Source organism: Candidatus Thiodiazotropha endolucinida (assembly GCF_001715975.1).
Taxonomy (GTDB): Bacteria; Pseudomonadota; Gammaproteobacteria; order Chromatiales; family Chromatiaceae; genus Thiodiazotropha; species Thiodiazotropha endolucinida.
Genome location: NZ_MARB01000007.1, coordinates 129,203 through 153,113, shown reverse-complemented (window position 1 = coordinate 153,113; position 23,911 = coordinate 129,203). Strand labels below are relative to the sequence as shown.

Annotated in this window: 20 protein-coding genes; 7 read left to right on the top strand and 13 right to left on the bottom strand. The window is 53.1% G+C overall.

The window, feature by feature from the left end; all coding sequences use genetic code 11:
• Window positions 1-10 precede the first annotated feature (10 nt).
• The 4 genes from CODIS_RS07910 to CODIS_RS07895 all read right to left on the bottom strand — a co-directional run bounded on the left by CODIS_RS07910 (window position 11) and on the right by CODIS_RS07895 (window position 8,976).
• Window positions 11-1,480: a multicopper oxidase domain-containing protein gene (locus tag CODIS_RS07910; RefSeq protein WP_069123555.1), complete on the bottom strand. Its 1,470-nt coding sequence runs from the start codon at window positions 1,478-1,480 to the stop codon at window positions 11-13.
• A gap of 27 nt (window positions 1,481-1,507) precedes the next feature.
• Complete coding sequence (locus tag CODIS_RS07905; protein WP_069123551.1) at window positions 1,508-2,863, bottom strand: multicopper oxidase domain-containing protein; 1,356 nt, start codon at window positions 2,861-2,863, stop codon at window positions 1,508-1,510.
• A 139-nt stretch (window positions 2,864-3,002) separates the two neighbouring features.
• On the bottom strand, window positions 3,003-7,967 hold the full coding sequence (locus CODIS_RS07900) for a right-handed parallel beta-helix repeat-containing protein (protein ID WP_154723056.1): 4,965 nt from the start codon (window positions 7,965-7,967) through the stop codon (window positions 3,003-3,005).
• Between the two features lie 7 nt (window positions 7,968-7,974).
• The gene (locus CODIS_RS07895) at window positions 7,975-8,976 is read right to left on the bottom strand and encodes a hypothetical protein (protein ID WP_069123545.1); all 1,002 of its coding nucleotides are present in this window, start codon (window positions 8,974-8,976) and stop codon (window positions 7,975-7,977) included.
• Between the two features lie 601 nt (window positions 8,977-9,577).
• On the opposite strand from CODIS_RS07895, the gene CODIS_RS07890 reads away from it, so the two are divergent.
• Window positions 9,578-10,240: a response regulator gene (locus CODIS_RS07890; protein WP_069123542.1), complete on the top strand. Its 663-nt coding sequence runs from the start codon at window positions 9,578-9,580 to the stop codon at window positions 10,238-10,240.
• Here CODIS_RS07890 and CODIS_RS07885 read toward each other — a convergent pair.
• The 7 genes from CODIS_RS07885 to CODIS_RS07855 all read right to left on the bottom strand — a co-directional run bounded on the left by CODIS_RS07885 (window position 10,230) and on the right by CODIS_RS07855 (window position 16,865).
• Window positions 10,230-10,961, bottom strand: a complete 732-nt coding sequence (locus CODIS_RS07885) for a sensor histidine kinase (RefSeq protein ID WP_162420170.1) — start codon at window positions 10,959-10,961, stop codon at window positions 10,230-10,232. The genes CODIS_RS07890 and CODIS_RS07885 overlap by 11 nt on opposite strands.
• Window positions 10,962-11,463: 502 nt before the next feature.
• The gene (gene kdsB / locus CODIS_RS07880) at window positions 11,464-12,219 is read right to left on the bottom strand and encodes a 3-deoxy-manno-octulosonate cytidylyltransferase (protein WP_069123536.1); all 756 of its coding nucleotides are present in this window, start codon (window positions 12,217-12,219) and stop codon (window positions 11,464-11,466) included.
• On the bottom strand, window positions 12,219-12,416 hold the full coding sequence (locus CODIS_RS07875) for a Trm112 family protein (RefSeq protein WP_069123533.1): 198 nt from the start codon (window positions 12,414-12,416) through the stop codon (window positions 12,219-12,221). The genes kdsB and CODIS_RS07875 overlap by 1 nt, the downstream gene beginning before the upstream one ends.
• Window positions 12,397-13,392 carry a tetraacyldisaccharide 4'-kinase gene (gene lpxK / locus CODIS_RS07870; RefSeq protein ID WP_235615154.1) on the bottom strand — a complete coding sequence of 332 codons (996 nt, stop codon included), beginning with the start codon at window positions 13,390-13,392 and terminating at the stop codon, window positions 12,397-12,399. Before lpxK ends, CODIS_RS07875 begins: the two co-directional genes overlap by 20 nt.
• 13 nt (window positions 13,393-13,405) lie before the next feature.
• The gene (locus tag CODIS_RS07865) at window positions 13,406-13,825 is read right to left on the bottom strand and encodes an ExbD/TolR family protein (RefSeq protein ID WP_069123528.1); all 420 of its coding nucleotides are present in this window, start codon (window positions 13,823-13,825) and stop codon (window positions 13,406-13,408) included.
• A complete protein-coding gene (locus tag CODIS_RS07860; protein WP_069123525.1) occupies window positions 13,822-14,436 on the bottom strand; it encodes a MotA/TolQ/ExbB proton channel family protein in 615 nt (204 codons plus the stop codon). The genes CODIS_RS07865 and CODIS_RS07860 overlap by 4 nt, the downstream gene beginning before the upstream one ends.
• Window positions 14,437-14,582: 146 nt before the next feature.
• Window positions 14,583-16,865 carry a DNA internalization-related competence protein ComEC/Rec2 gene (locus CODIS_RS07855; protein WP_069123522.1) on the bottom strand — a complete coding sequence of 761 codons (2,283 nt, stop codon included), beginning with the start codon at window positions 16,863-16,865 and terminating at the stop codon, window positions 14,583-14,585.
• 152 nt (window positions 16,866-17,017) lie between these two features.
• Here CODIS_RS07855 and CODIS_RS07850 point away from each other — a divergent pair, with 152 nt between their 5' ends.
• The gene (locus CODIS_RS07850; RefSeq protein WP_069123519.1) at window positions 17,018-17,557 is read left to right on the top strand and encodes a DUF2062 domain-containing protein; all 540 of its coding nucleotides are present in this window, start codon (window positions 17,018-17,020) and stop codon (window positions 17,555-17,557) included.
• 65 nt (window positions 17,558-17,622) lie between these two features.
• Here CODIS_RS07850 and lolD read toward each other — a convergent pair whose 3' ends face one another.
• Together lolD and CODIS_RS07840 are read right to left on the bottom strand one after the other, a co-directional pair.
• Window positions 17,623-18,324 carry a lipoprotein-releasing ABC transporter ATP-binding protein LolD gene (gene lolD / locus CODIS_RS07845; RefSeq protein ID WP_069123516.1) on the bottom strand — a complete coding sequence of 234 codons (702 nt, stop codon included), beginning with the start codon at window positions 18,322-18,324 and terminating at the stop codon, window positions 17,623-17,625.
• Complete coding sequence (locus CODIS_RS07840) at window positions 18,317-19,564, bottom strand: lipoprotein-releasing ABC transporter permease subunit (protein WP_069123513.1); 1,248 nt, start codon at window positions 19,562-19,564, stop codon at window positions 18,317-18,319. The genes lolD and CODIS_RS07840 overlap by 8 nt, the downstream gene beginning before the upstream one ends.
• Before the next feature lie 276 nt (window positions 19,565-19,840).
• On the opposite strand from CODIS_RS07840, the gene CODIS_RS07835 reads away from it, so the two are divergent.
• The 5 genes from CODIS_RS07835 (at window position 19,841) to ccmB (ending at window position 23,911) form a co-directional block, all read left to right on the top strand.
• Complete coding sequence (locus CODIS_RS07835; protein ID WP_069123509.1) at window positions 19,841-20,131, top strand: hypothetical protein; 291 nt, start codon at window positions 19,841-19,843, stop codon at window positions 20,129-20,131.
• A gap of 372 nt (window positions 20,132-20,503) precedes the next feature.
• Window positions 20,504-21,610, top strand: a complete 1,107-nt coding sequence (locus CODIS_RS07830) for an anthranilate phosphoribosyltransferase (RefSeq protein WP_069123506.1) — start codon at window positions 20,504-20,506, stop codon at window positions 21,608-21,610.
• Window positions 21,611-21,618: 8 nt separating this feature from the next.
• The gene (locus CODIS_RS07825; protein WP_083220627.1) at window positions 21,619-21,930 is read left to right on the top strand and encodes a non-heme iron oxygenase ferredoxin subunit; all 312 of its coding nucleotides are present in this window, start codon (window positions 21,619-21,621) and stop codon (window positions 21,928-21,930) included.
• A gap of 650 nt (window positions 21,931-22,580) precedes the next feature.
• Window positions 22,581-23,231, top strand: coding sequence for a cytochrome c biogenesis heme-transporting ATPase CcmA (ccmA, locus tag CODIS_RS07820; protein WP_083220618.1), 651 nt, complete (start codon window positions 22,581-22,583; stop codon window positions 23,229-23,231).
• Entirely contained in the window at window positions 23,228-23,911 is a 684-nt protein-coding gene (ccmB, locus tag CODIS_RS07815; RefSeq protein WP_069123502.1) for a heme exporter protein CcmB, read from the top strand. Before ccmA ends, ccmB begins: the two co-directional genes overlap by 4 nt.

The following is a 23,911-nucleotide window of genomic DNA, read 5'->3' as shown; positions in this document are numbered from 1 at the left end:
CCTCCCACGCTTATTCGATGGGTGTGCCGGGAGGCACAATCACCACTGAGCCCAAGCTGCCGCCGGGGAAGATGTCGAATGTGGTCAGCTCTTTTTCCGCATGGGAGTGCCAGACCAGGAAGTAGCCGCCAAAGGGATTCAGACCGCCCTCACCGGGTGGAAGGTCACCTGTATCGCCGAGGAATGGGCTACCACTCCACCAGCCACCGAGTGAAAGATCGCCCACGCCTGGCAGTGTCACAGGTAGTGGTTTGCCATGGTCAGGACAGTATTGATAATTGTCATCATCAAATCCGTCAGAACCTGCATCACCGGTACGATTATTTACAACATCATTACAAGTGGGATCATTGCACAGTGCACCCGTGGCATCATCTGCCATGTCGTTATTTGCATCAGTGCAGCTGTTACTAATCGGGCCATAGACATCCCAATTCAGTCCCTTGCCGGTCCAGGTCCAGAGTGCATCAACAGTCTGTTTCGGCGCTGAGTTGATGGTATTGTCGGAACGTCCCAGATCGGAAACGATGCCGTCTGAACTCAACATCTTCCCATCGCGACCGATAAAGGTGAGGTTCTCGCCATGGTAGTGCATGGGGTGGGAATCGTGTCCCGCATTGATATTACGCACCAATACGATGTCACCCGGATGAGCGATTGCGAGCGACTCATAAGGTTGATGTGGAAAGAGCGGGTTGTAATCCCCCTGGAACAGATCCGGAAAGACCCTGCCATTGATAAACCAGATCTTGGCATGCCGGTCGGAGTGGGTGAAATGACTTCTGTGCCCACGCTCCATCTGCAGGTGGATTTCAGGATCAACCTCGGTCATGAGATAGAGATTCTCCTGATCGTACTGTGTACCGGTATCTACCCCGTAGGCCGTGCGATTGGGGCCTGCACCAAAATCGGCCGGACGCACAATCATCACCCCCAACAGCCCCATTTCCGCATGCAGTCCGGGATTGTCGCCATCCAGGCTGTGATAGATATAGGTGCCTGGGGTTCCTGCGGTAAAGGTGTATGTCACCGCCTCATTGATATTAGCGGACGAGGTCACGAGTCCTGTTGTGCAGGTGCTTGGACCACCGCCGGGAAAGGGTGCACAGGCCGCACTCGCGTTATGACCTGTTACAACGATACCGACCGGCTCCGGAACCCCATAATTGGCGATATTGATGGTTACGCTATCCCCTTCCGTAACAATCAGGGTGGGTGCGGGGTATTGCGGTAGTGCATAACCATCACCCGCCGCATGAGTGGCGTTTGCACCGCCATCCATATCACCAAAGCCCCACATGTATAAACTGGTGCCTTCAGGCAGGTTCATATTGAAGGGATAGGCATACAGGTTGAAAGTGGGACCCGTTATACCGCGAATGTCGTGGGCCGCATGGGTTAACGGCGCACTGAAGACACCTGCAAGGCCCAGCATAAGGAAGCTGATGAACCGCCCAGGTTTTTTGAATATGCTCTTCATTAGTCTCATCTCCTAGTTCGGCCAGCCTCAGTTGACAACAATCTCGGTTATCATGCCGCCATCCAGCTGTGTCGCATTACTCATCTGATGCACTTCGGTGGCATGGAGGAAATAGGTGCCAGGTGCCACATCGGCTGTATCGATGATGACATCGGTGGTCTCACCGCCACCGAAGTTGAGTGATGCCGTTTCACGGTAGAGATTTTTGCCATCACTTCCGCGCATCTGACGTGCACCGGTACCAACGATCTTCATCTTCAGACCCATGGCGGTGATGGTCCAGAAGCGGTCAAGGCCCACATTCGACAGACGCAGCAAGAGACGCTCGCCCTGATTGACCTCAATGACGGAATCCATCGTCTGAGTGGGATCGCCATTGTTCAGGATTTCACCGGGATTGCCGGTCACTTTACCTGCAGGATGACCTGCCACCGGCGTTAGGTTATCGGTAGGTGCCGGTAAATCGCCTGGGCTTACCGTATCCGGATAGCCTCGACCGTTGATCTGAGGATAATTACCCTCAAGATCCGCAAACGGCAGCGGCTGAACGAAAAGACTGGCATCATGGAAGTTGCCATCGAAGCTTGAGAACTGCAGCGCCACTTCCACATCCCAAGCCGTGGAGCCGTCGTTATCGTTGTAGACATAACCTGTCGGGCCGGTGCTGCCTGGATCTTTCCGTGTTCCCGGCTCACAACCACCGTTCGGTACAGGTTCCGGGTCATATTCCGCGGTACCCGGATTATCGACCATATCGAAACAGCCGATCTCGTCCTGAATCGGATGCACGTAGAGATTGGCCAACATACCCATCTCCATGTGCTCAGTGGCTTCCACGTGGCAGTGATAGATATAGGTACCGGGCTCGACGATGTTGTAGTAATAGGTCAGTGTCGACCCCATATTGATGGAGATCGAAACCTCGGGTACACCGTCGAAAGCCGCTGAGGCATTGGGGAAGCCATGGAAATGAACCGTATGCGGATCGAACAGATCGGGTCGGATCACTGTACCCACGTTGGTCAGATTGAGAAAGAACTCCTGCCCTTGATCCAGTTCGATGGTGGGTCCGGGCCACTCGGCCGCCAAGATACCATTGCCGATCACCGTGTCGGGCGTGTTGCCGTTCCCTGTCTTGTCACCAAAGCCGAAGGTATACAAGGGATTGCCGTCTGACATGATTGCAAAGCTGTCACCGGCGATCAGATGCATACATTTGGCATTCTCATTGTAATCGGGATGGCCAGGTCCAACATCGACAGTTGCGTCCCCGTCTAAATCGCCTGGACACTGAACATTGACCACGGCACTGGCGGTACCAACGAACCCCAACAACGTGAGGGCAATTGCCCCTGCAAGTATGTTTTTACGATAAGTTTTCATTGGGCGTTACTCCTCGTGATCTTGTAACCGCCGTTTGTGATTACTCGGTGACCCATCACTACAATCAATCTGACGTCGGAAGCATGGGTCGTGATGCTTGTATGATTCTTTGTCTGTTTCATTGCCACACTACCCTTTACTAAGGCGCCAGTTCATCGGCGCCGATATCAGAACCCGTGGCGGGTCTTGGATCATTGTCGAAATCGACCTGTGTACGGCTGCCACCGGTGGGACCACCCTCGTTGTCAGCCTGATTACCTGCCGCCAGGTGATAGTCATAAAGCGCACCGAGGGAATCAACCAGCGTGACAGGACCGAAACTGACCTGCAGGAAGTTGCCACCCTCGTCGAAGGCCCCGGCCGCCTGTATCACCTTGAACTCTGGGAACAGCAGACTGTCGGTCGCTTCGTTGTAGACCGGATTGACAAATCCCACATCACCGGTAATCAGCTCGTTTGTACCGCTGACTGTGTCGTACTCGGTACCATCCTGCAGCAGGCAGTAACGAGGTCTCAGCAGATCCGTCGCGCTCTCGGTGACACCCGTTACCACACCCATATCATTGGTATAGGCTTCGTAGTCCGTCAGCGCACAACCGGCACAATCCGGCAGCAGACCGCCTGTGAGCTGTGTCGGATCGCCGTTGTTGGACCAGTAGAACGAGCGGTTGTGGTAGACGATGGTGTCACGCAACGTTGGGTTGCTGTAAGTTGCGTTCTGCGTCATTGCACCCGGCGCCGGATTGTCATCCTCATCATAGGAGTCGATCGCGAGCGCCATGGCCTGCGCCATATCATTACTATGGGTCCGCGATACGATACCCGCCGGCAACGGTTGCGACTCGTTCGGATTGGCAGGATCGGCAAACGCCTGGGAACCGGTCGAGGTCGAATCGTTTCTCGCCACCGTGTTGTTGCGAATAACAACCTTCGGGGAGTCGAGTATCGATAAACCACCACCTGCTACGCCGGCCACGTTGTTATTGACCATGTTGTTGAACAGGTTGACGCCGTACCAGCGGCCTCTGATCCATTCATCGCTCTCTTCGCCATCTGCAGCAAAGCGACTTTGTGGGATATCCTGTCCATTGACGCTGGTGATGCTGATACCGCCGCCATCACCGGCACCCGCCAGGTTGCCGCGGATGATGTTGGCGTCGACGGTCACGTTACCGGTACCGGGTGACAACATCAGCCCTGTCTCTGCCTCAGGCACCAGCGCGGGCTGTCCGGCGATATAGATACCGCCGCCATCCGGCGAGGTTCCCGGTGTCTGCTGGAAGGACTCATTGAAGATAACCATATTGTCCTCAATGATGCCGCCCCTGTTGAGACCCAGGTGAGCGATACCGGCGCCGCTTCCTTGAGCGAAGTTACCGCATACCCAGTTGTTTCTCACCCGGTAGGCATCAGTGCCTGTATTCAGCGAAATACCGGCACCTGCACCGCTCAGTACACCATTCTTCTGTACCAGGTTGTGATGGATATTGACGCGGTCGTTTCGGCTGTCGGTATAGACCAGCGTGCCTACCGCATAGTTGTCATTCTCCTCAATGAAATCCGGATCGTCTTCAGTCTCGATCTCATGGGTCAACTGAGGATGACCGACACGGATACCGCCACCGTAGAAACCGGAGTTGGCGGTAATCTTATTGTTGGAGATATTCAACCACTGGTTATAGCCGTTGGCGACGATGCCACCGCCGGTGCTGGCACCGATGATGGTGAAACCATCGATACGGGCACCACGATTCCTGGGATGGCCGAAACGGTTGCCACCGCTATTGGTACCGGCCACGAAGATACCTGCACCCTCTTCCGTCGGGAAGAGTTGCGCACCCAGGCCGGGGAATCCGAAAGGCGCCAGGGCCTGACCCGGCAGGAGTGAGATCGAGCCATTTGACTCCAGCGTGGTAGCCAGATTACGCCAGTTGGCAACCTTTTCGGTGGGTACCTGTCTGGCATTCAGGGTAACCGCACCGGCACCCCAACCTTGCAGCTTGACCGGTTTCCACATGATCACCATCTCTTCATAGTCACCCGGCGCAACGAGAATCAGGTCACCCGCGGCGGCGGAAGGTCCGGCTGGATTGTTGACCGGATCGCCAATCGCCTCCTGAATGGTGGCGAAATCACCTGGTACGCGCCAAACCGCTGACGTGGTGGCTGCCTGGTTTGCTGCACTGTAATTGGCCCTGGGGGCACTCTCGCCCAGACCGGCCACATCAACACCCACAGTCAGAGTGACACCTACCGGTGAACTGACATCACCATTGGAGACCATGACCTGATACTCGCCTGGACCGACTGCGGGGATAGTGCCTTCAAGAAAATTTTCATTTCGAGCGCTGTAGGAAGAGAGCTCGATCGGCACTGTTGGATCATCCAGATCGATGAGGAATGCCCGCGATTCCATACCTGGAACACCTGGATTGAATCTGTAGTCACGTGTTATCAGCTTCTCAGCAGGTATCACACCATCCCAATAGGGATTGGGCACATCCACCAGTCCCATTGAATTGATGCGAATGGTATCGCCGGCCAGACCGAAGGGACCGGGCAGGCCGCCCGTCCGGGTGATGGACGATATCATGGGCGTTTTGTCGGTCTGCTCACAATCCAGCGGGAAGGTCTCCCTATCCGCATGTGCGGCAACCGGTACCACAGGCGTATCCAGATAGGTGATCACGCCGGGCATGTACTGGAAGGTGTAGCAGAACTGGCTGTACTGGGTCTTGAAATTCGGATCGACGATCTTGGCGGGCGCACCCGTGTTGTCGTCGAGTCCGTCATTATCGGCATCGACCAAATAAGCGGGATTATCGATCGGGCCCGCATCGTTCATACAGGAGACCAGCATGTTGGGCGACATGCCCGATGGAATCCCCAGATTCGCCGTGGAGGTCGAGGGCACCATCAGGTTGTAGCGGCCGTACTGATCCGCATAGATACGATTGACTTCGTTGCCGTTCCAGTCGTAGAAGGCGATCGGTATGTTACGCGGCGCGAACTTTTCGCCGAAGGCCGGGGAGTTCGGATTGAACTCGTTGGCCAGGTCGTTGAGGACGACACCTGACACATTGCCGGCAAGCGGCACATGGGTCATGAGGAAGAACTCAGCGGCTGCATTCTGACCGGATGAAAGCGGCACCAGCTTGCGATCACAGCTACGACGCGTCTCATTGGCGAACGGTGCAAACACACCCTCGTCATCCAGCAGTGCGGCATCCACAAGATTGCTGCCGTCACCCGGATCGGTACCGCTGCCGTCCCTGGTCACCATGGTCAGGTACTGAGGCACCGTACGGTCGTCACCCACACAGGCCACGGGCAGTGCCTGCAGTGATGGCGTATATTCGTCACCGAAATCGACGTTCTTATGCTCCTCCTTGAGGCTTTCATAACCCGGAGGTGTCGCCATCTCGACAATATAATCACCGGGGAGAATCCATTGTTCGGGCAGTTCAAGCGCCTTTCCGGTTGCTGCGGCAACCGTGCTTACGGCTGCAATTCGATCCGCATAGAAGTTGTTCAGGATGGTGACGTTACCACTCTGGTTACCCAGGCTTCCCAGGTAGTCCATGTCATACTCTTCAAAGGCGAATCCGCCATCGAAGACGCCAGGCCTGACCTGATTGAAGTTGCGCAGACCGTCGAAGCAGCGCTCATCAGTGATGGGCGGCTCAACGGGGATGCCTGCCGGGAAAGCGGGGCTAGGTGGGATATTGTTCAGGCCCTGACAGCCTTCGGGCAGGCTATCGTCCCAGCTGTCGGTCCAGGTCACTTGCAGGGCGTCGCCCAGATCGAATGCGCCATTGCCGTTTCTGTCGATATCCTCCGGACCGGGTGCTGCACCCTCGGCAAAACCGAGCGGATAGTTGTCCACATCGGCATACTGAATACCGGGCACACCATTAATATCTTCTACCACACCATCATCGGGATCCAATGTGCCATCGTTATTCCAGTCGATGTCACAATTCACCTGGCCGGCGAGGGCGGGACAGTCGATGTCACCGTCGGCATAGAGGGCCAACTGAACCCGGGGTACACCCGGCTCCCACTCCTCGGCGGCGGCGAATTGCGGTTCGTTTTCCGCACGGGTGGTGGCATAGAAGACCATGCCGGAGATACCGCCATTCTCGCCAACAAACTCAGGCGGATGGAATGTTCCATCATTGTAGGGCGGTGTAATAGAGATGTAATCCACCTTACCGAACTGCATCACGCTGGTCTGGCCGAGGAAGCCCTGGAAGCCCTGGGTCAGCACCGCACCGGTTTCCGTACGCGACAGGTTGTCAGTGGTGTTCGGATTGATCAGCGCATCGCCTGGAGTACATCCAAAGTTAGGATCTTCCGCATTTGCGGCAATCGCCGGTGTACAGAACTGAGGTTGGGGATTCAATTCACCAAAACCGGGGAAATCACCATTGGCGGTATCCACTGGACCGCCCGCATCGACCACAAAAGTGGCGCCGGTCGCCTTCTTGTTGGCAAAGCTGACCTCAGCCACCAGCCAGTGGAAGAAGGGGAAGACCTCGTCGAATGGCGCAAGACCCTCGTGGTCGGTTGGAAAGTTCTGATAGACGCTACCGTCGCGCCAGCGCAGGCTCACATCCTGGCTCTCGGGGCCGATACCCCGTTCACCGTTGCCAAGCCCTGGTTCGCCCTGATCCCAGAAACCGTCCAAGTCTTCGTCCAGGAAAACGCCGGCGTTCAGACGGGTAAACCAATTGAAAACGGCTACTTCACCGAAGGCACAGCTATTGCCGCCATTACAAGTACCACCTGTGGCATCCACGCTGAACGGGTTTGCGGCGAAGACCACATCCAGGTTTGCATCCCAGATCGCCAGCTGATAGCTGCCGGGAGGCAGATCAAACGAGAAACCGCTATCCCCATCACAGGGGGCTGCTTCGATACCCTGACCCAGGGCACCGGCCGCATCCACTTGGTTGATACCAACCCAGCAACCCGGGAACGGGCGGCCGGAAAAGAACTCGAATGTCGGTTGGCGTGTGACGCGCGACATATGCATATCTGTGACAGTGCCGCTCACGGTAGCTATCTGCTCACCCGGTTGCGGACCTGGCGCACCTGGCATACCGCCATCAGCTGTAGCTTTTACAAAACCGACGACACACATGGGGTCCCGGCAGTCCGAACTCGACAAAGACCGGCGGTTCATTGGCCTTGACCCAGGCATCGATGACCTTGCTGCCTTCGATGGTGCTGGTCTGCTGCCAACCGATATTATCGTCGGGATTGGTGGGTGGGATGATCACAACACCGTATTTACCCGGGGCGATATTTTTTACCGTCAAAGTGCCGTCTGGGTTTGGGTGCATGGTGCCGTCACCCATCTCGAGCACGATAGGATTACCTTCGGCATCGAAGCAGAAGTGATCGATTAAAAGTACTGGCTCACCACCAATGATCACGATATTGCCGGCACCATCACGCAGGTACGCAGGCGATCCATCGGCAAGGCAGTGCTGATCATAGACGGTGCCAAGCGGATTCCCGAAGGCATCCTGAATCACCTGGCCGCCCGCGATGCCGTAACGACCGCCCGGCTCTTCCAGAAACAGTGAGAACTGTGTCCAGTCAACACTGCCGTCATTGGCCTCTTGAGGGAGATCGGGCACACCGTTGATGGGATGGTTGTCCTCAAACAGGTAGATCGAGATCTGAGCTGTGGGGATCGGATGGGGCTGTACTGTCACAGTCAGTTCATTTGCACCTGGTACAACTTCTATCGGGGCGCCACTGATGCTGTGACCGCTATAAGGGAGTACTGAAACATAGTAGCGCGTGTCCGGCAGACCAGTGATTGTGGTTGAACTGGTATCCTCATTGCCACTCAGGTTCTCAGCCTGACCAGCCACATCTCGAGTGGCTGGTGGATGGTTACTCGCATGAAAACCCAATGACAAGAGGCCATCAGCGGTCGTCGCAGGATTATTGGGGTCGACAGCATAGGTTGTGTCTTCCTGAAAGATATAGCGAAAACCCGGCACAGCTGCGCCATCAGGTCCCACTACATTAAGCGTGACATCACCCGCGTTAACATTTGTAGACAGAAACAGCAATGACAATGCAAATAAAGACATTACGCTTCTGCTTGTATAACCCTGATGCTCGTTTATCATGGTTTTTTCTCCAGACCCCTAATGGTCATTCATCTTTCCCGGGGATGATTTCCGCTTACCGGACACACCAGCCCCTTCACCAGTACTTAGTGGCAAAGCTTACATCGCCATATATATAGGGTCTTTGCGTGAAACTACGCTTTTTTTCTACTCAATCACCTACCCGCACAGGTGACGATTGAGTATTTTGTCAGGAGCAGAAACCCTACCCCGAAAGGTAGGGTGCAGTTAATAGGATTTAGAGTCGTTTTTATGCGATGCAAGCAACCTGTTTTTTTCAGAGAAAAGATTGCATTACAAAAAGAAAAGCGTGCAACTCTTCAGCGGAAAAATAAAAATGAATTGCTGCCTGCCATCCTCCATACTCGCTAACAGGGTTTATTCAAAGTCTATTTTATGTAATGGTGGATTTGTCGGAACCGCGATGCCATTTGCGTAATAAAATCCAATGAAATTTGCATCGCTATCAATCAGGCCTAAACTTAGTTGAAATTGAAAATCAGATTACAATACGCTATTGAAACTATACCATTTAAGGGTTGAAGATAGATTTCAGATAACAATGAATACGGACAATAAAACAATCGTCATAGCCGAAGACCACAATATTTTACGCGCCGGTCTGAAAGCACTGCTGACCTCCAACCCCCAGTTTGACGTGGTTGGAGAGGCCGATAACGGCCGTGACGCAATACGCCGTGTCATCGAGCTCAAACCCGATCTTGTGATCATGGACCTGAATATGCCGGGTCTCAATGGTATGGATGCTATACGTGAAATAAAAGAGCGCATGCCGGATATAAAAACACTGGTTCTGACAGTGCACAACGAAGAGGAATATGTATTGGCCAGCCTGAAGGCCGGCGCCAACGGTTATGTGTTGAAGGATGCCACACAAAACGAATTGATGACGGCGGCAGAACGGGTATTAAACGGCAAAACCTACTTGAGTGCGGAAATCACTGAAAAGGTGGTCAACAGCTATCTCAATACAAACAATATCAGTCAGGAGCCGGTTACGCGCTGGGACACCGTCACCCAAAGAGAGCGGCAGATATTAAAGCTCATTGCCGAGGGCCACACCAATAAAAGCATGGCGGAGTATCTCTGTATCAGCGTGAAGACAGTGGAGAAACACCGGGCAAATCTGATGAAGAAGCTCGATTTACACAGCGTTTCGGCATTAACGACTTATGCCCTCGATAAGGGTATCATCAGCCGTTGAGAGTGATCTTTTTCGCAGGAAACGAACCACATATTTTTACCCCTTGACCCACTTCCGCATTCACCTGCAGTGTGCCGCTTGCCGACTCCGCCCGCTCGCGCATGCTCATCAGGCCCATGCCCAGCCTGTCTTTGATCCCGACAGGATCAAAACCGACACCGTCATCTTCAACAGTCAGCTGTATGGCGTTGCGAGTATGCCACAGACTGACCTTGACCTGTTTTGCCCGCGAGTACTTCAACGCATTGTTCAGTGACTCCTGAACAATACGATAGATGACTGTCTTTAGCTCTTCGGGTATCTCCGATTCGTCGATACTCAGTTCGGCCACCACATCGAAATCAGTACTGATTTGCGATATCTGTCGACACTGCCAAGTGATGGCTGCATTCACACCCAGGTCATCCAGAATGGCGGGGCGAATCGTGCTGCAAATTGTCCTGATTTCATCTATCGCCAGTTTGACCATCGACGAAAGCGCGTTGAGGGACTCGATGTGTTTGTCATACAGCATGTCTTCAACATTCTGATCATTACATCCATCCAGGCATCGTTGGATGTGCAGATTCATGCTGGTCAGTAGTTGCCCTAAACCGTCATGCAGCTCCCTCGAAATCCTTTTTTTCTCCTCCTCCTCGACACTCATTCGATTTTTCTGAAATTGAGCGAAATCGAGCAGCTCCGAAACACCTGCAATGTGACGTTGGTCGATTGAAGACATGTCACTTTTCGATGAGGAAGTATTGGAAGATGGGGTTCCCGGCGTAATTGAAGAGGCAGTTAGTGTCAGGAGAGATTGCCCCACTGATTGTAGATTCTTATCTTTTACCAAAGTCATCTGCAATGCCCTTCATAAAATTGAGTCCCCAATCCTTAGCCCGCAGTGATTGGTAAAGTGTGATTTCAATCACAATATTTTCTTATCAGTAAAGCACTGTTTGTGCCAGGTATAAAATAATACTTTTAAAACAATTTATTAAATAATATTTTTAATGTGGTTTATAATTATTTTACATTTGCAATTGTAAAATTATCCGACAAATAGGAGGTAAACTCCTACCATGACATGGGTGAAATACCCCATTTTCCATACTACTGTCGAAAAAGTTTACAAATTTAAACAATTGAGAGTGACAGATGAACTTGACAATAGTAGGAATTTATATCGTATACGTATGACATTTCAAAGCTGACCGGTGACGCCGATCTGAGGAGAACGGCAACTATACCAGAAGCTCGGAAACCCGCCTCAGATCATCGTGAGTATCGACACCGTGGCCAGGTTCAATCATTGCCTCACTTACATGAATCCGGTCACCGTGCCACAGGACCCTTAACTGTTCCAGTGACTCCGCCCGCTCTATCGGGGCATGATCCAGGGTGACAAAACGGGTGAGGTAACCGGATCGATAGGCATATAGACCTATATGTCGGGCAAACCCGATATTGGCGGGTAAGGGCGTGTCGCTGTTGATAAACTCATCCCGGTGCCAGGGAATTGGCGCCCGACTGAAATAGAGTGCATAGCCTTGAGCGTCAGTGACGACCTTGACCACATGAGGATCGAACAGTTTATTGCGATCGGTGATGCCTGTGGAAAGCGTTGTCACTGCGGCCGCATCATGGCTGTCCATATCCTGTGCAACCTGATGCAGTAACTCGGCCGGCATACAGGGTTCGTCACCCTGCAGATTGACGATGATTTCATCGTCTGCCCAGCCCCGTATCGATACCACCTCTGCGATCCGATCCGAACCACTGCGATGGTCGTCTGAAGTCATGCAGACATCGGCGGAAAAACTGCGGCATACATCGGCAATTCGTTGATCGTCTGTGGCGATTACCACTTCACTGGCGCCACTCTCGACCCCGCGCTGGAAAACATGCTGAATCATTGGCTTGCCCGCCAGCTCCAATAAGGGTTTACCGGGAAGCCGGACAGAGGCATAGCGTGCCGGAATGACGACTTTGAACTGCATCAGCTGCGGCCTTCTGCGGTAATCTCCTCGTCCTCGGGCAGTTTTCTGGCCTCATCTTCCAGCATAACCGGTATATCATCCCGAATCGGAAACGCCAGCCGGTCTACAGGACAGATCAGCTCGGCGGCTTTTTTTTGATAAGTAAGTTTTCCCTTGCACAGCGGGCAAACCAGAATATCAAGCAGTTTTCTGTCCATCTTTCAGCCTTTTCGTCAGTGTCATCAGTGCTTCCTCAAAACCATTATCCACATCAGCCACGACCGGCACGTACCAGTGGCTTGGTTGTGCGAATAGCTCGCACTTTACCGCATCTTTCTCTGTCATGAGAACAGTCTGACTTGAAAAAGGCTTTAAATCGTCGGGGGTGAAGGCGTGGTGATCAGGGAAAGGGTGGCGCTCGAGTTTCAGTCCGAGTCCTTCCAGCATATTGAAAAATCTGTCAGGATAGCCGATTCCGGCGATCGCATGCATGCGATCATTTTTGAATTGGATCAACGCCTTCGATTCACCACGGTGATCCAGTGCGACCGCATCGGTAGCCTTCAGATGCATACGGTATTCACACCCCTTCGAGGCACCATTGACGATCACCAGACCGGCTTCGGCAAGCCGTCCTCTTCTTTCGCGCAGAGGCCCTGCCGGAAGACAGAGACCATTACCGAACCAGCGCTCCCCATCGATGACCACAATCTCCAGATCTCTTGCCAAAGCATAGTGCTGCAGACCGTCATCGGAGATAATCAGATCGCACTGGTGATCGGTCAACAACTGCCGTGCTGCTGCCGGTCGATCCGGCCCGGCGTAAACCGGACAACCGCTCCGCCGTTTGAGTAAAACAGCCTCGTCGCCCACCTGTTTGGCGGAAGTGTTCTGGTTGACTTCACAGGGCCATCGGTCCGAACCACCACCATATCCCCTGGTGACGATGCCCGGTTTGTATCCCCACTGCTGTAATTTTTTGGCCAACCAGATCACCAGCGGTGTCTTTCCTGTCCCTCCCACGGTGATGTTACCGACCACAATGACCGGCACCTCGAGAGAAACGCTACTCAATAGCCCGACACGAAAAAACAGGCGACGGATAGCGCTGACGAGACAGAAGATCCCGGACAGTGGGAGCAACAACAGGGTCAGGCCGCTCCAGCCACGCCAGGATGCCTCTATTGCGTTCAAGCGCCGGCCTTCCTCACTCGCTGACCGGACGATGGGCGGAAAAGGTCATCTTCGTCAGCCCCAACTGGCTTGCCGCATCCATTGCCGTCATCACCGATTGGTGCGGCGTTCTGGCGTCGGCATTGATGATAACCGGAAGATCGTGTTGATCACCAATCGCATTTCTGATGGCTTGTTTGAGGGTTTCTATTTCCGTATTGACGACTTCACGCTGATTGACGAAAAAGGTACCGGATATATTGATGGTGATGTCCAGTTCGTCTTTTTTGTGTTCGACTTCCTCTCCTGTCGCTTCGGGGAGCTCGATCATGATCTGACTTTCACGCTCGAAAGTCGTGGAGACCATGAAAAATATCAGCAGCAGAAAGACCACATCGATAAGCGGCGTAATATCCACACCGGGTGATTTACGCGGCGACGGCCGGAGATTCATCTCAGCTCCCGCTCCCCATGGATCACCTCGACCAGTTTTAGCGCCTGCTCTTCCATGCCGATCACAAACCGGTCGATCAGGCCACTGAAATATCGATGAAACATCAAACTCGGTATAGCCACTGAGAGGCCGGCGGCAGTGGTGATCAGTGCCTCGGATATACCACCCGCCAAGACCCCGGGATCGCCGACCCCCGCAGTCACGATGACGCTGAACACTTTGATCATCCCGATTACGGTACCCAACAGACCGAGCAATGGTGAGATCGAAGCTATGGTACCAAGGGTGTTGAGATAGCGTTCGAGTTCATGCACCACCTGCCGCCCGACCTCTTCGATGGCTTCCTTCATCACCTCTTTGCTGTGATCCCGGTTGATCAATCCGGCAGCCAGGATCTTCCCCAGGGGAGAGCTGTCTTTCAGTTTATCGAGATCCGCCAGATTGAGCTTGTCATCCTTATGCAGTTGCAGGATCTGCCGCATCAGGTATTCGGGCATGACCCGCTTTCGCTGTAGCGACCACAACCTCTCCAAAACGATCCCCAGCGCAACAATGGAGCACGCGATGATGGGCAGCATGAGCCATCCGCCGGACTTTACCAGTTCTAGCACCTTTTCTGCGTCCTATATTCTTGATATGAAGTAATATAAATCCCTGTTGCTTATCATACTTGATGCGTCGTGCAATCTGAAACAAAGGGTCGCAAACTGATACCCTTTTCATACCGCAGCGAATGTGGAACACCGTCTAAAGCAATTCATTCACTCCAATAGCGGCTGTTATGTTTGCGATAGAGGCGTGGCTCGATCTCCTGCTGTTCCCTGCTGATACGAAACTGTATCGCCCCCGTTTCAGCTGTATTCAGTATAACTGCACCCTGTTGCCGCCAACGCTGAACCACCTCATTTTTCGGGAAACCATAGCTGTTTCTATAACCACTTGAGACAAGCACCCAGTCAGGCGCCACAGCATTCACAAACGGCAGTGTTGAGGATGTCGCCGAGCCATGATGAGGCGCAACCACAATATCTGACGCCAGATCCCCGGCATGGTGTCTCAACAATGCCCCTTCGCCCCGCTCCTCGATATCACCCGGCAGCAATATACGCCAATCACCTACAGCTACCTGCACCACACAGGAGCGATCGTTTGCAAGATTGAATCTTTCACTCCGGTCCGGATGCAGCACAGTGAATGACACACCATCCCAATGCCACTTCTCACCTGCCTGGCACTCCCGTACCTGCGCTATACGTTCGGGTTCTCCCGCCAGGCTGTCAGCAACCTCCACTGCCTGTTTCAGTGCGCTATAGCCTCCGGCATGGTCACGATCACCATTACTCAGCACCAGCCGGTCGACCCTAGCGTATCCTCGTGATCTTAAATACGGAATAAGCACCGATTCCGCTGTATTGAATCCTGTTGCGTACGCGGGCCCCGTATCGTAGACCATAACATGACGCTCTGTTTCAATGACACAGGCCAGACCCTGTCCAACATCCAACAGTGTAAACCAAAGCTCTCCATGGGCAGGGCGAACCGGCTTAACGAGAATCAAGGGGGCGATCAACCAGATCGCCAATCCGCGTGCCGGTATTCCTGCGGGGATCAGGAGCAGCAGAAAACCGATAATTGCCACGATCCAGCACCAAACAGCAGCATCAGGCAGGGTGAACATTGCATAGGGGAGCGTGGAGAACCAGACCAGTAACTGATAGGTATGGGCAGCCAGCCATCCAAGCAGGTCAAACCACCAACCGGCCATAAACGGTACCGTCAGCAGTGGCAGACCGAACAATACCATGGGTACCAGGATCAGGGTAAACCAGGGCACCATAACCAAATTCACGATCAGCGATATCAATGACGCCTGGTCGAAAAACAGCAATAGAACAGGCACCAATCCCAAGGTAACGAACCACTGCACCCGTATCATCTGCCGCCACCCTGTCCAGCAATCGATGCGTCCGCCAACACTCATGATAATCACAGCGACTGCGCCGAAGGAGAGCCAAAATCCAGCCGACAGGGTCGCCATGGGATCCAGTAACACCACCATGAACATGGCCAGTACAAGACTTCTGCCCGGCTGAACCCTCTGTCCGAGTATGACGCTGCCAAGGGTCGTGAACAGCATCAGCAGGGCACGTTGAGTGGGGAGTGAAAACCCAGCCAGTGCGGCATAGATGAATGCCCCGGCCAATGCGACGACCGATCCTGCCTTGATGGCGGGGATTCTGAGAGTCAGGCGCTCGCTACGGCGCCACAGCCACTGGCTGACGAACAGCAACCATCCGGCAACTATGCCTATGTGGAGTCCTGATATGGCCACTAGGTGGTTGGTGCCGGTGGTACTGAATACACGCCATTGTTCGGTTCCGATACCCCGCTTGTCCCCTATCGCCAAGGCCTTTAAAAGGGACACCGCGTCAGGCTGTCGAACCCGTTGATCCAGCTGCAGCGCTATGGTCTGGCGCAACCTGTCTATCCACGCATGGTGCGTCCCGCTTTCCAGGATCCGGTTGCCGTGCCACTTTCTGACATATCCCTTGGCCTGCACTCCCCGGCTGAACATCCACCGTTCGAGGTCCGCCCCTGCCGGGTTTTGCATGCCTCTTGGTCGTTTCAACCTGACCTTCAAGCGCCAGGTTTCACCGACACGAAGTGTATCGCGTAGGCCATACCAACTGAGTTGCAGACGGGTCAGTGGCACCACATTGCCATGACTGTCAAACAGCTGGTTCACATCTGCTTGAAATCGTGTCAATCGGCCCTGACGCTTTGGCAGGGATGCAATAACAGCCTCCACCACCATATCCCGGCCTTCCAATTCGGCTGGAAGCCTGTGCTGCAGGTGATTGAGAGCGAAAAGCAGCGTCCACCCTCCCCCGAGCAGAAATGCAATCCATGGCCGCAGACTACGGACACGCCAGAAAAAGGCCAGTGGTGCGAGTGCAGCCATCCACCATATTTCAGGCAGGATCTGAAGCTGATGAAATAGTGTTGCACCGACCACAAATGCGATCAGAACTAAATTCACGACATTCCCTGTCTCTTATCTCTATTGTGTAATTGTCTCTTCCATTAATCTAAGTTGTACTATGCTTTAACATGCTTCAGTATTGGTGTCGATTCAGGTATACCCTCAATATGAACGTCATCAGCGGCTTGTGCAGATAATTTCAATGACTCATGCCCAAGAGATTTATTAAAAGCCTGTTACCCCACCACGACACGGTACGTAACCATAAGCATTTGAGGATTTTCGGCACGCTGATGCATGACGCAAATCTGTGGCATCTCAACAGGCACTCCGTCTCAGGTGCATTTGCGGTAGGCCTTTTTATGGCCTTCATTCCGATCCCGTTTCAAATGGTGCTCGCTGCAGCGGCAGCCATCTTTTTTCGTGTTAATCTCCCTCTGTCGGTAGTCCTGGTCTGGATCACCAATCCGATCACCATTCCTCCCATGTTTTTATTCGCTTATTGGGTGGGAACATTGATCACCGGCGAAACAGCCACATTGGGGCCTTTCCATTTCAGTTGGGAATGGGTACAGAATGTTGGGGTCGAGATCTGGGTCCCATTGCTCATCGGCAGCTTGTTCTGTGCCACGGTCTCATCCATACTGGGTTACAGCCTGATTTTATGGATATGGCGCTGGCATGCGGTGGAGAAATGGAAGGCCCGTCGCCTGCGAAAGAAAACCCGCCGTTCACCCACCACACCCTAGACCTGATTATCAACATCCACATCAGTCTGACTATTCATCCCCTGAAATCAATCTGAAATAAGCAGCTATCCCGTCAGCGGCTCAGGCCTTGACAGCTTTCCATCCACCAACTGCCATGTATGATCCATTCTTGCCGCCAGTTCATGGTCATGGGTAACCACCACAAAGCTGGTGTTGCTCTCCCGGTTGAATTGCAGCATCAATTCATAGACCTGTTCAGCACTTCTTCTGTCGAGGTTTCCTGTCGGCTCATCCGCCAATACACAATCCGGCTGGTGGACCATTGCCCTCGCCAGTGCAGCCCTTTGCCTTTCTCCGCCCGAGAGTTCATTCGGCTTGTGCTCGACCCGCGCTTCCAAACCAACCTGCTGTAACATCGCCTTGGCCGCCGCCCTTGCGTCGGTTGCCGATTCACCACCGATCAACAGCGGCATCGCAACATTTTCCAGTGCCGTGAATTCAGGCAACAGATGGTGAAACTGGTAGACAAAACCCATATGCCGATTTCTGAGCAGACCCTTATCCCGTTCATTCATGATCAGCAGGTCATTGCCATGCAGCATCACCTCCCCCGAATCTGGCTGGTCCAATCCACCCAGACAGTGCAGCAGTGTGCTTTTACCTGAGCCCGATGCACCGATGATCGCCACTCGTTCGCCTTTTTTTATGGATAGATCGACCCCTTGCAACACTTCCACATGAAGATCGCCCTGGGTGAAAGATCTCACCAGGTTGTTCGCCTGCAGGACAATCCCGGTATCACTCATAGCGCAATGCCTCGGCGGGCTGGGTACGTGATGCCTTCCAGGCGGGATAGAGGGTTGCAGCAAGGGTGATGATGAAAGCGGTAAACCCTATCAGCAATACATCGGAGAGATGCGGTTCGGAAGGCAACTTGGTGATGTAGTAGATACTGGGATCCAAGAAATCGATCTCGAAAACCGACTCGATCCAACTGACAATCTCCTCCACGTTGATCGCCAGCAACACCCCGCCGATCATGCCGAGTATGTTGCCGACGATACCGATGGTGGCGCCCTGCACCATGAAGATGCCCATTATGGAGCTTGGTGATGCCCCCAGGGTGCGAAGAATAGCGATATCCGACTGTTTATCGGTCACCACCATCACCATGGTGGAAACGATATTGAAGGCCGCTACGGCCACGATCAGAGAAAGAATGATGCTCATCATGCGTTTTTCCGTCTGCAACGCGGCAAAAAAATTGCGATGCTGCATGGTCCAATCACTGATGCGATAGTAACCACCCATCTTCAGCGCCAGCTCTCTCGATATCTGTGGGGCCAAATAGAGGTCGTCCAGCTTCAGGCGGATCCCGCTCGCCCCCGACTCGAGGCGCATCAATTTGGCCGCATCCTCCATATGCATGATGGCAACCCCTCTGTCGTACTCCCCCATTCCCACCTGGAATATCGCTGCCACGGTAAAGCGTTTCAGGCGCGGCATGATACCGGCGGGCGTAACATTGACCTGGGGTGTCACCAGGGTGACACGATCACCAACCCCGACCCCTAATACCAAGGCCAGTTCTCGTCCGAGAATCAGACCGTATTCACCCGGCTGGAGGGCCTCGATGGAGCCATTCGTGATGGCTGAAATCACTTCGGATACCTTGCCTTCCTGGTCCGGCAATATGCCCCGCAACAATACACCGCTGACCTTCTGCCCGCTGATCAACATCCCCTGCCCCTCCACATAGGGCGCCTCTCCTATCACGTGCGGAAACGTTGCGGCCTCGGCCTGTACCTCAGGCCAATTCTCCAGTTCTCCATTGACACCGGAAATCGTGGCATGTGATGTCATACCGAGAATTCGTTCACGGACTTCTTTGTGAAACCCGTTCATAACTGATAAGACGACGATTAACGCCACCACACCCAACATGATTCCCAACATCGAGATCAGCGATATGAAGGAGATAAAGTGATTACGCCGCTTGGCGCGTGTATAGCGCAGGCCGATATAAAATTCGATCGGTTTGAACATTTTTCTGGCGAATAAATCCTGTTTTGTTAGCACCCAAACCTGCGGAATTTTTTAGCGTCGCTGGGGGTTGCTCCTCGAATCGGATAGCCTAACAAAAATAGGCGGGAATAGCGGCCATATTTTTCCAATTCCGGAAAGATCATCCAACCATCCACCGCCACTATACATCAGAGCCGTGAAAAGCAACTGACAGGATTAAAGAAAAACTTTTTAATTTCTATACTTAGATAAGAGTGCTATATTCATTCCTGAAGAGATAAATTCGGAGTTACCCAGATGACTTTTCGTATCACCACCCTATCCGCCACACTAATCTGCATGCTCTCACTGCCGGTCTCCGCCGATGTGCTATTGATCGAATCAATCCATTCGGCACCCATCAACAGTGAGGAGGGTATCCCCCGTCCGACGCGCAGCATGTCTATGGATCAGGTCAGCCAGCGATACGGCCAGCCATTGGCCGCTCATCCCAGTGTCGGCGAGCCACCGATCACCCGATGGGACTACAGCAGCTATTCTGTGTTCTTTGAACACGATTTAGTTCTGACATCCGTCTTGCATCGCTGAGGGCCAGGCGACACAAGCGCCTTCTATCCGGACTGGTCAAACTTCACTAAAACTGAAGGGCAAATGTGCCTCGGTAAGCGACCGGGGTGCATAGCTGGAGATGCTGCCTATCACACCATATCCGCTGCAGCGTCATATATTGTTGTTCCATAGTTAATACCGCCTTACCCCCCTTAGACCACCCTTGGCAGCACACACATTACGTAGGATGGGGTCCAGCCTTACCAGGCTAATCTGCTGCATCGTGTCAGATTACTGGCCATCAAAAATTGAATTTGTATATTAAACTTCGCACTTACCGGGTAATTCTTGACATTTTTACTATGTTATTTATACTGCGCTCCATCAAGTCACTCAATCAGGTAGTATTTCATGACTGACACTATGACCTCTCAAGCGTTGATGCATTCGATCATTCAGCGCATAGCCACCGGACCGGAACTGAGCAAGGACATCTCCCTTGAGGAGGCCAGCAAAGGTATGGCGGCCATTCTGAGAGGCGAAATCGACGAGGTACAGGCGGCAATTTTCCTTATTGCGCTTCGTATGAAACGAGAGACTGATGACGAAAACAAAGGCGCACTGGAGGCAATCCTTAACATCTCACAAAGTCGTCAGGTCGAGATTGACCAGTTGATCTCCCTGGCTGACCCCTATGACGGTGTCAACCGAAATCTTCCCGTATCACCTTTTATACCCGCTGTATTGGCTGCCTGCGGCCTGCCCTGCGTAAGTCATGGCCTCGATACCGTGGGTCCGAAATTCGGTGTCACTCACCGCCATGTACTGCAGGCTGCCGGTATCGGTGTGGATCTTGACCTCGATAGCGCCGCTTCTCGGTTGGAGGATCCGGAGTTGGGATGGGCCTATGTGGATCAGCGTACTTTTTGCCCGGGCCTGCACAATTTGACCGATTTGAGACAAAAGATAATCAAGCGACAGGTCCTGACCACAGTCGAGGTACTGGCTAAGCCTCTTGTCGCCCGAAGCAAGACCCACCTGGTAACCGGATATGTGCATAAGCCTTATCCCGCAAAATATGCTTCACTGGCCCGTTTCGCCGGTTTTGAGGGTTGTTTGCTGGTGCGTGGTATCGAAGGAGGCGTTATCCCCTCCCTGAGACAACAGGGAATGGTCTACCGTTATGATGACCTGGGTGATGAGCAACCTGTCGAGATCACACCGGAGAGCCTCGGAATCAACCAGACCCTCCGAGCCGTTCCACTTCCTGAGGACGATGCCATCAGAATCGGTGGGGATGAAGTCGCCCGCATTAAGGATATCGGCGGTGCAGCTTCAGCCGCCGCCGAAACAGGCATGCGAGCTCTCCATGGCGAGCAAGGCCCGGCCTACGATTCACTGGTCTATAGCTGCGCCCTGATTCTCTGGCATGCCGGGGTTTGCAGCACAATCGTATCCGCTGCCGACCAGGTTCGTCAGGTTCTCGACTCGGGCCGTGCCCATCAACGAATCAGGTAGTGGCGACGGTGAATGATTGGGTACAAGTAGCACGTTGTGATGAGCTGCAGCCAGGCAGGATGAAGCGCGTCGATATTGACGGCCGGCGCTATCTGATAGTGAACGCCGACGGCCGGATCTATGCCGTCGATGACCTCTGCAGTCACGAAGAGGTCTCTCTCTATCTGGGCTGTATCGAAGGGGATAGCATAAAATGCTCACTGCACGGCAGTCGTTTCAGCCTGAAAAGCGGTGAGCCATTGGACGAACCTGCAACAGAACCTATTAAAACCTATCCGACTAAAATCAGTTCTGATCTTATCTATCTGCATGTAGAATAGCCCTGGCAGGAGGTGTTTAGGTGATCTAGATCAAAAATACACTCATTCCTGGACTAGCGAACCTAGGGTAATTCCTATATATTCCACCCTTTAAAAAAATAACTGCTCACAAGGGCGCCACAATTTCACCACCAAGTTAATTTCCGGGGGACATGTCCGGTGAAATATATTTTCGTATTGGTTATCGCTTTCTGTTTGACCCTGGCATGGCAAACATCCAATATTGCTGAACGTACCCCCAATCTGCAAAGTTTTGAGCAGGAACAGGTTATTATAAAAAAACCGCAGGCCACCTGACAGCTAAAGACATACCCTTTAGACTCATCTAAGTCGGACACTTTCCAATTGCATTCTTAAGCAAATCTTAAGAATCCGCAGAGTGCTATCTCAACCAGACGATTTCGTGACAGCGTGCTGATTACAAATGGGAATCAGTTTGCTGAATGGGCATCAATAATAGTGTCTAATGGCTATTGACGGGAAATAATTCCCATTATTTTATAAGGAGATCGTTCCCATATTCGATAGCGTTCGATTTTTGTTGAGGCTATGGAGTGAGATCGGGTAAGGTTGTCCACTTTGCCAACTTTGCCAGGGCTTTGTTCTCCACGCCATGAACAGCGTGATAACGATAAAACGACAGTGAACTTGTGACAGCATCAAGCACATCCTCCCCCATCACCTACGAAGCACGCTCGCTGCTCTGCATACGAGACGACAGGGTACTGTTCGAAGACCTGAGCTTCAGTATCAACCCAGGTCAGGCGCTGGTACTGGAAGGTCGCAACGGTAGTGGAAAGACCTCACTGCTTCGCATTCTCTGCGGCATACGCCTGCCGGAATCGGGCGCTCTGTTGTGGGAGGGGAAAGATATTTTTCGACTAGGGCCCGAATTCCATGAGCATATCGCCTATTTGGGTCACAAGGATGGTTCCAAGCTCGATCTGACACCTTTGGAAAATCTCCGCATCGCCCGTGGACTCGGCAAGGCACAAGCGGGAATTGATCTGGATGATGCGTTGGATCAGGTCGGTTTATACGGCTTCGAGGATATACCGACACGTAACCTCTCGGCAGGCCAACAGCGTCGTCTGGCGATAGCAAGACTTTTGGTCACCGATGCGAAACTCTGGATACTGGATGAACCCTTCACCTCCCTCGATCGCAAAGGTATCGAGCATATGGAGCGCCTGTTCGAGGCACACCTACACCGAGGAGGCATGGCAGCCATGACCACCCATCACCGGATTGGCTTCAAGGATGAAATCCAGCTGATACGTGTAAATCTGTCTGATCGATGAGTACCCTCTCCCTCTCAAGCGCTTTCAGCCTGCTCCTTAAAAGGGACCTGGTGCTGGCCTATCGCCGTCGGGCGGAACTGGCCAATCCGATGCTCTTCTTCATTCTGGTCACAGCCATGTTTCCATTGGGGATCGGCAACGATCCCAAACTCATAGAAGCGGTCGGTCCCGGGGTGATCTGGGTAGCTGCCCTGCTCGCCGCCCTGCTCTCTCTGGACAGCATGTTCCGCTCCGATTACGATGACGGTTCATTGGAACAGTTCATGTTGAGTGCCCATCCGGTATCGATCCTCGTCCTGGCGAAGATATTGGCTCACTGGCTGGTAACCGGACTCCCGCTTTTCATCATCGCACCCTTGCTGGCAGTATTGCTGCACATCCCGAGTTCCGCCGTTCCCACCCTGATGCTGACCCTGCTACTGGGGACCCCGGTGCTGAGCCTGATCGGGTCCGTGGGTGTGGCCCTGACGGTAGGCCTTCGCCGGGGGGGTATGATACTTTCACTCCTGGTGCTGCCTCTGTACGTGCCGGTATTGATCTTTGCCACGGATGCTGTCAAAACTGCTATTGTCGGCATACCGACGACAGCGCAACTGTCCATTTTGTCCGCCATGCTGGTGGGTTCACTGGTACTGGCCCCAATGGCTACTGCCGCATCATTGAGAATCAGTCTGAGTTGA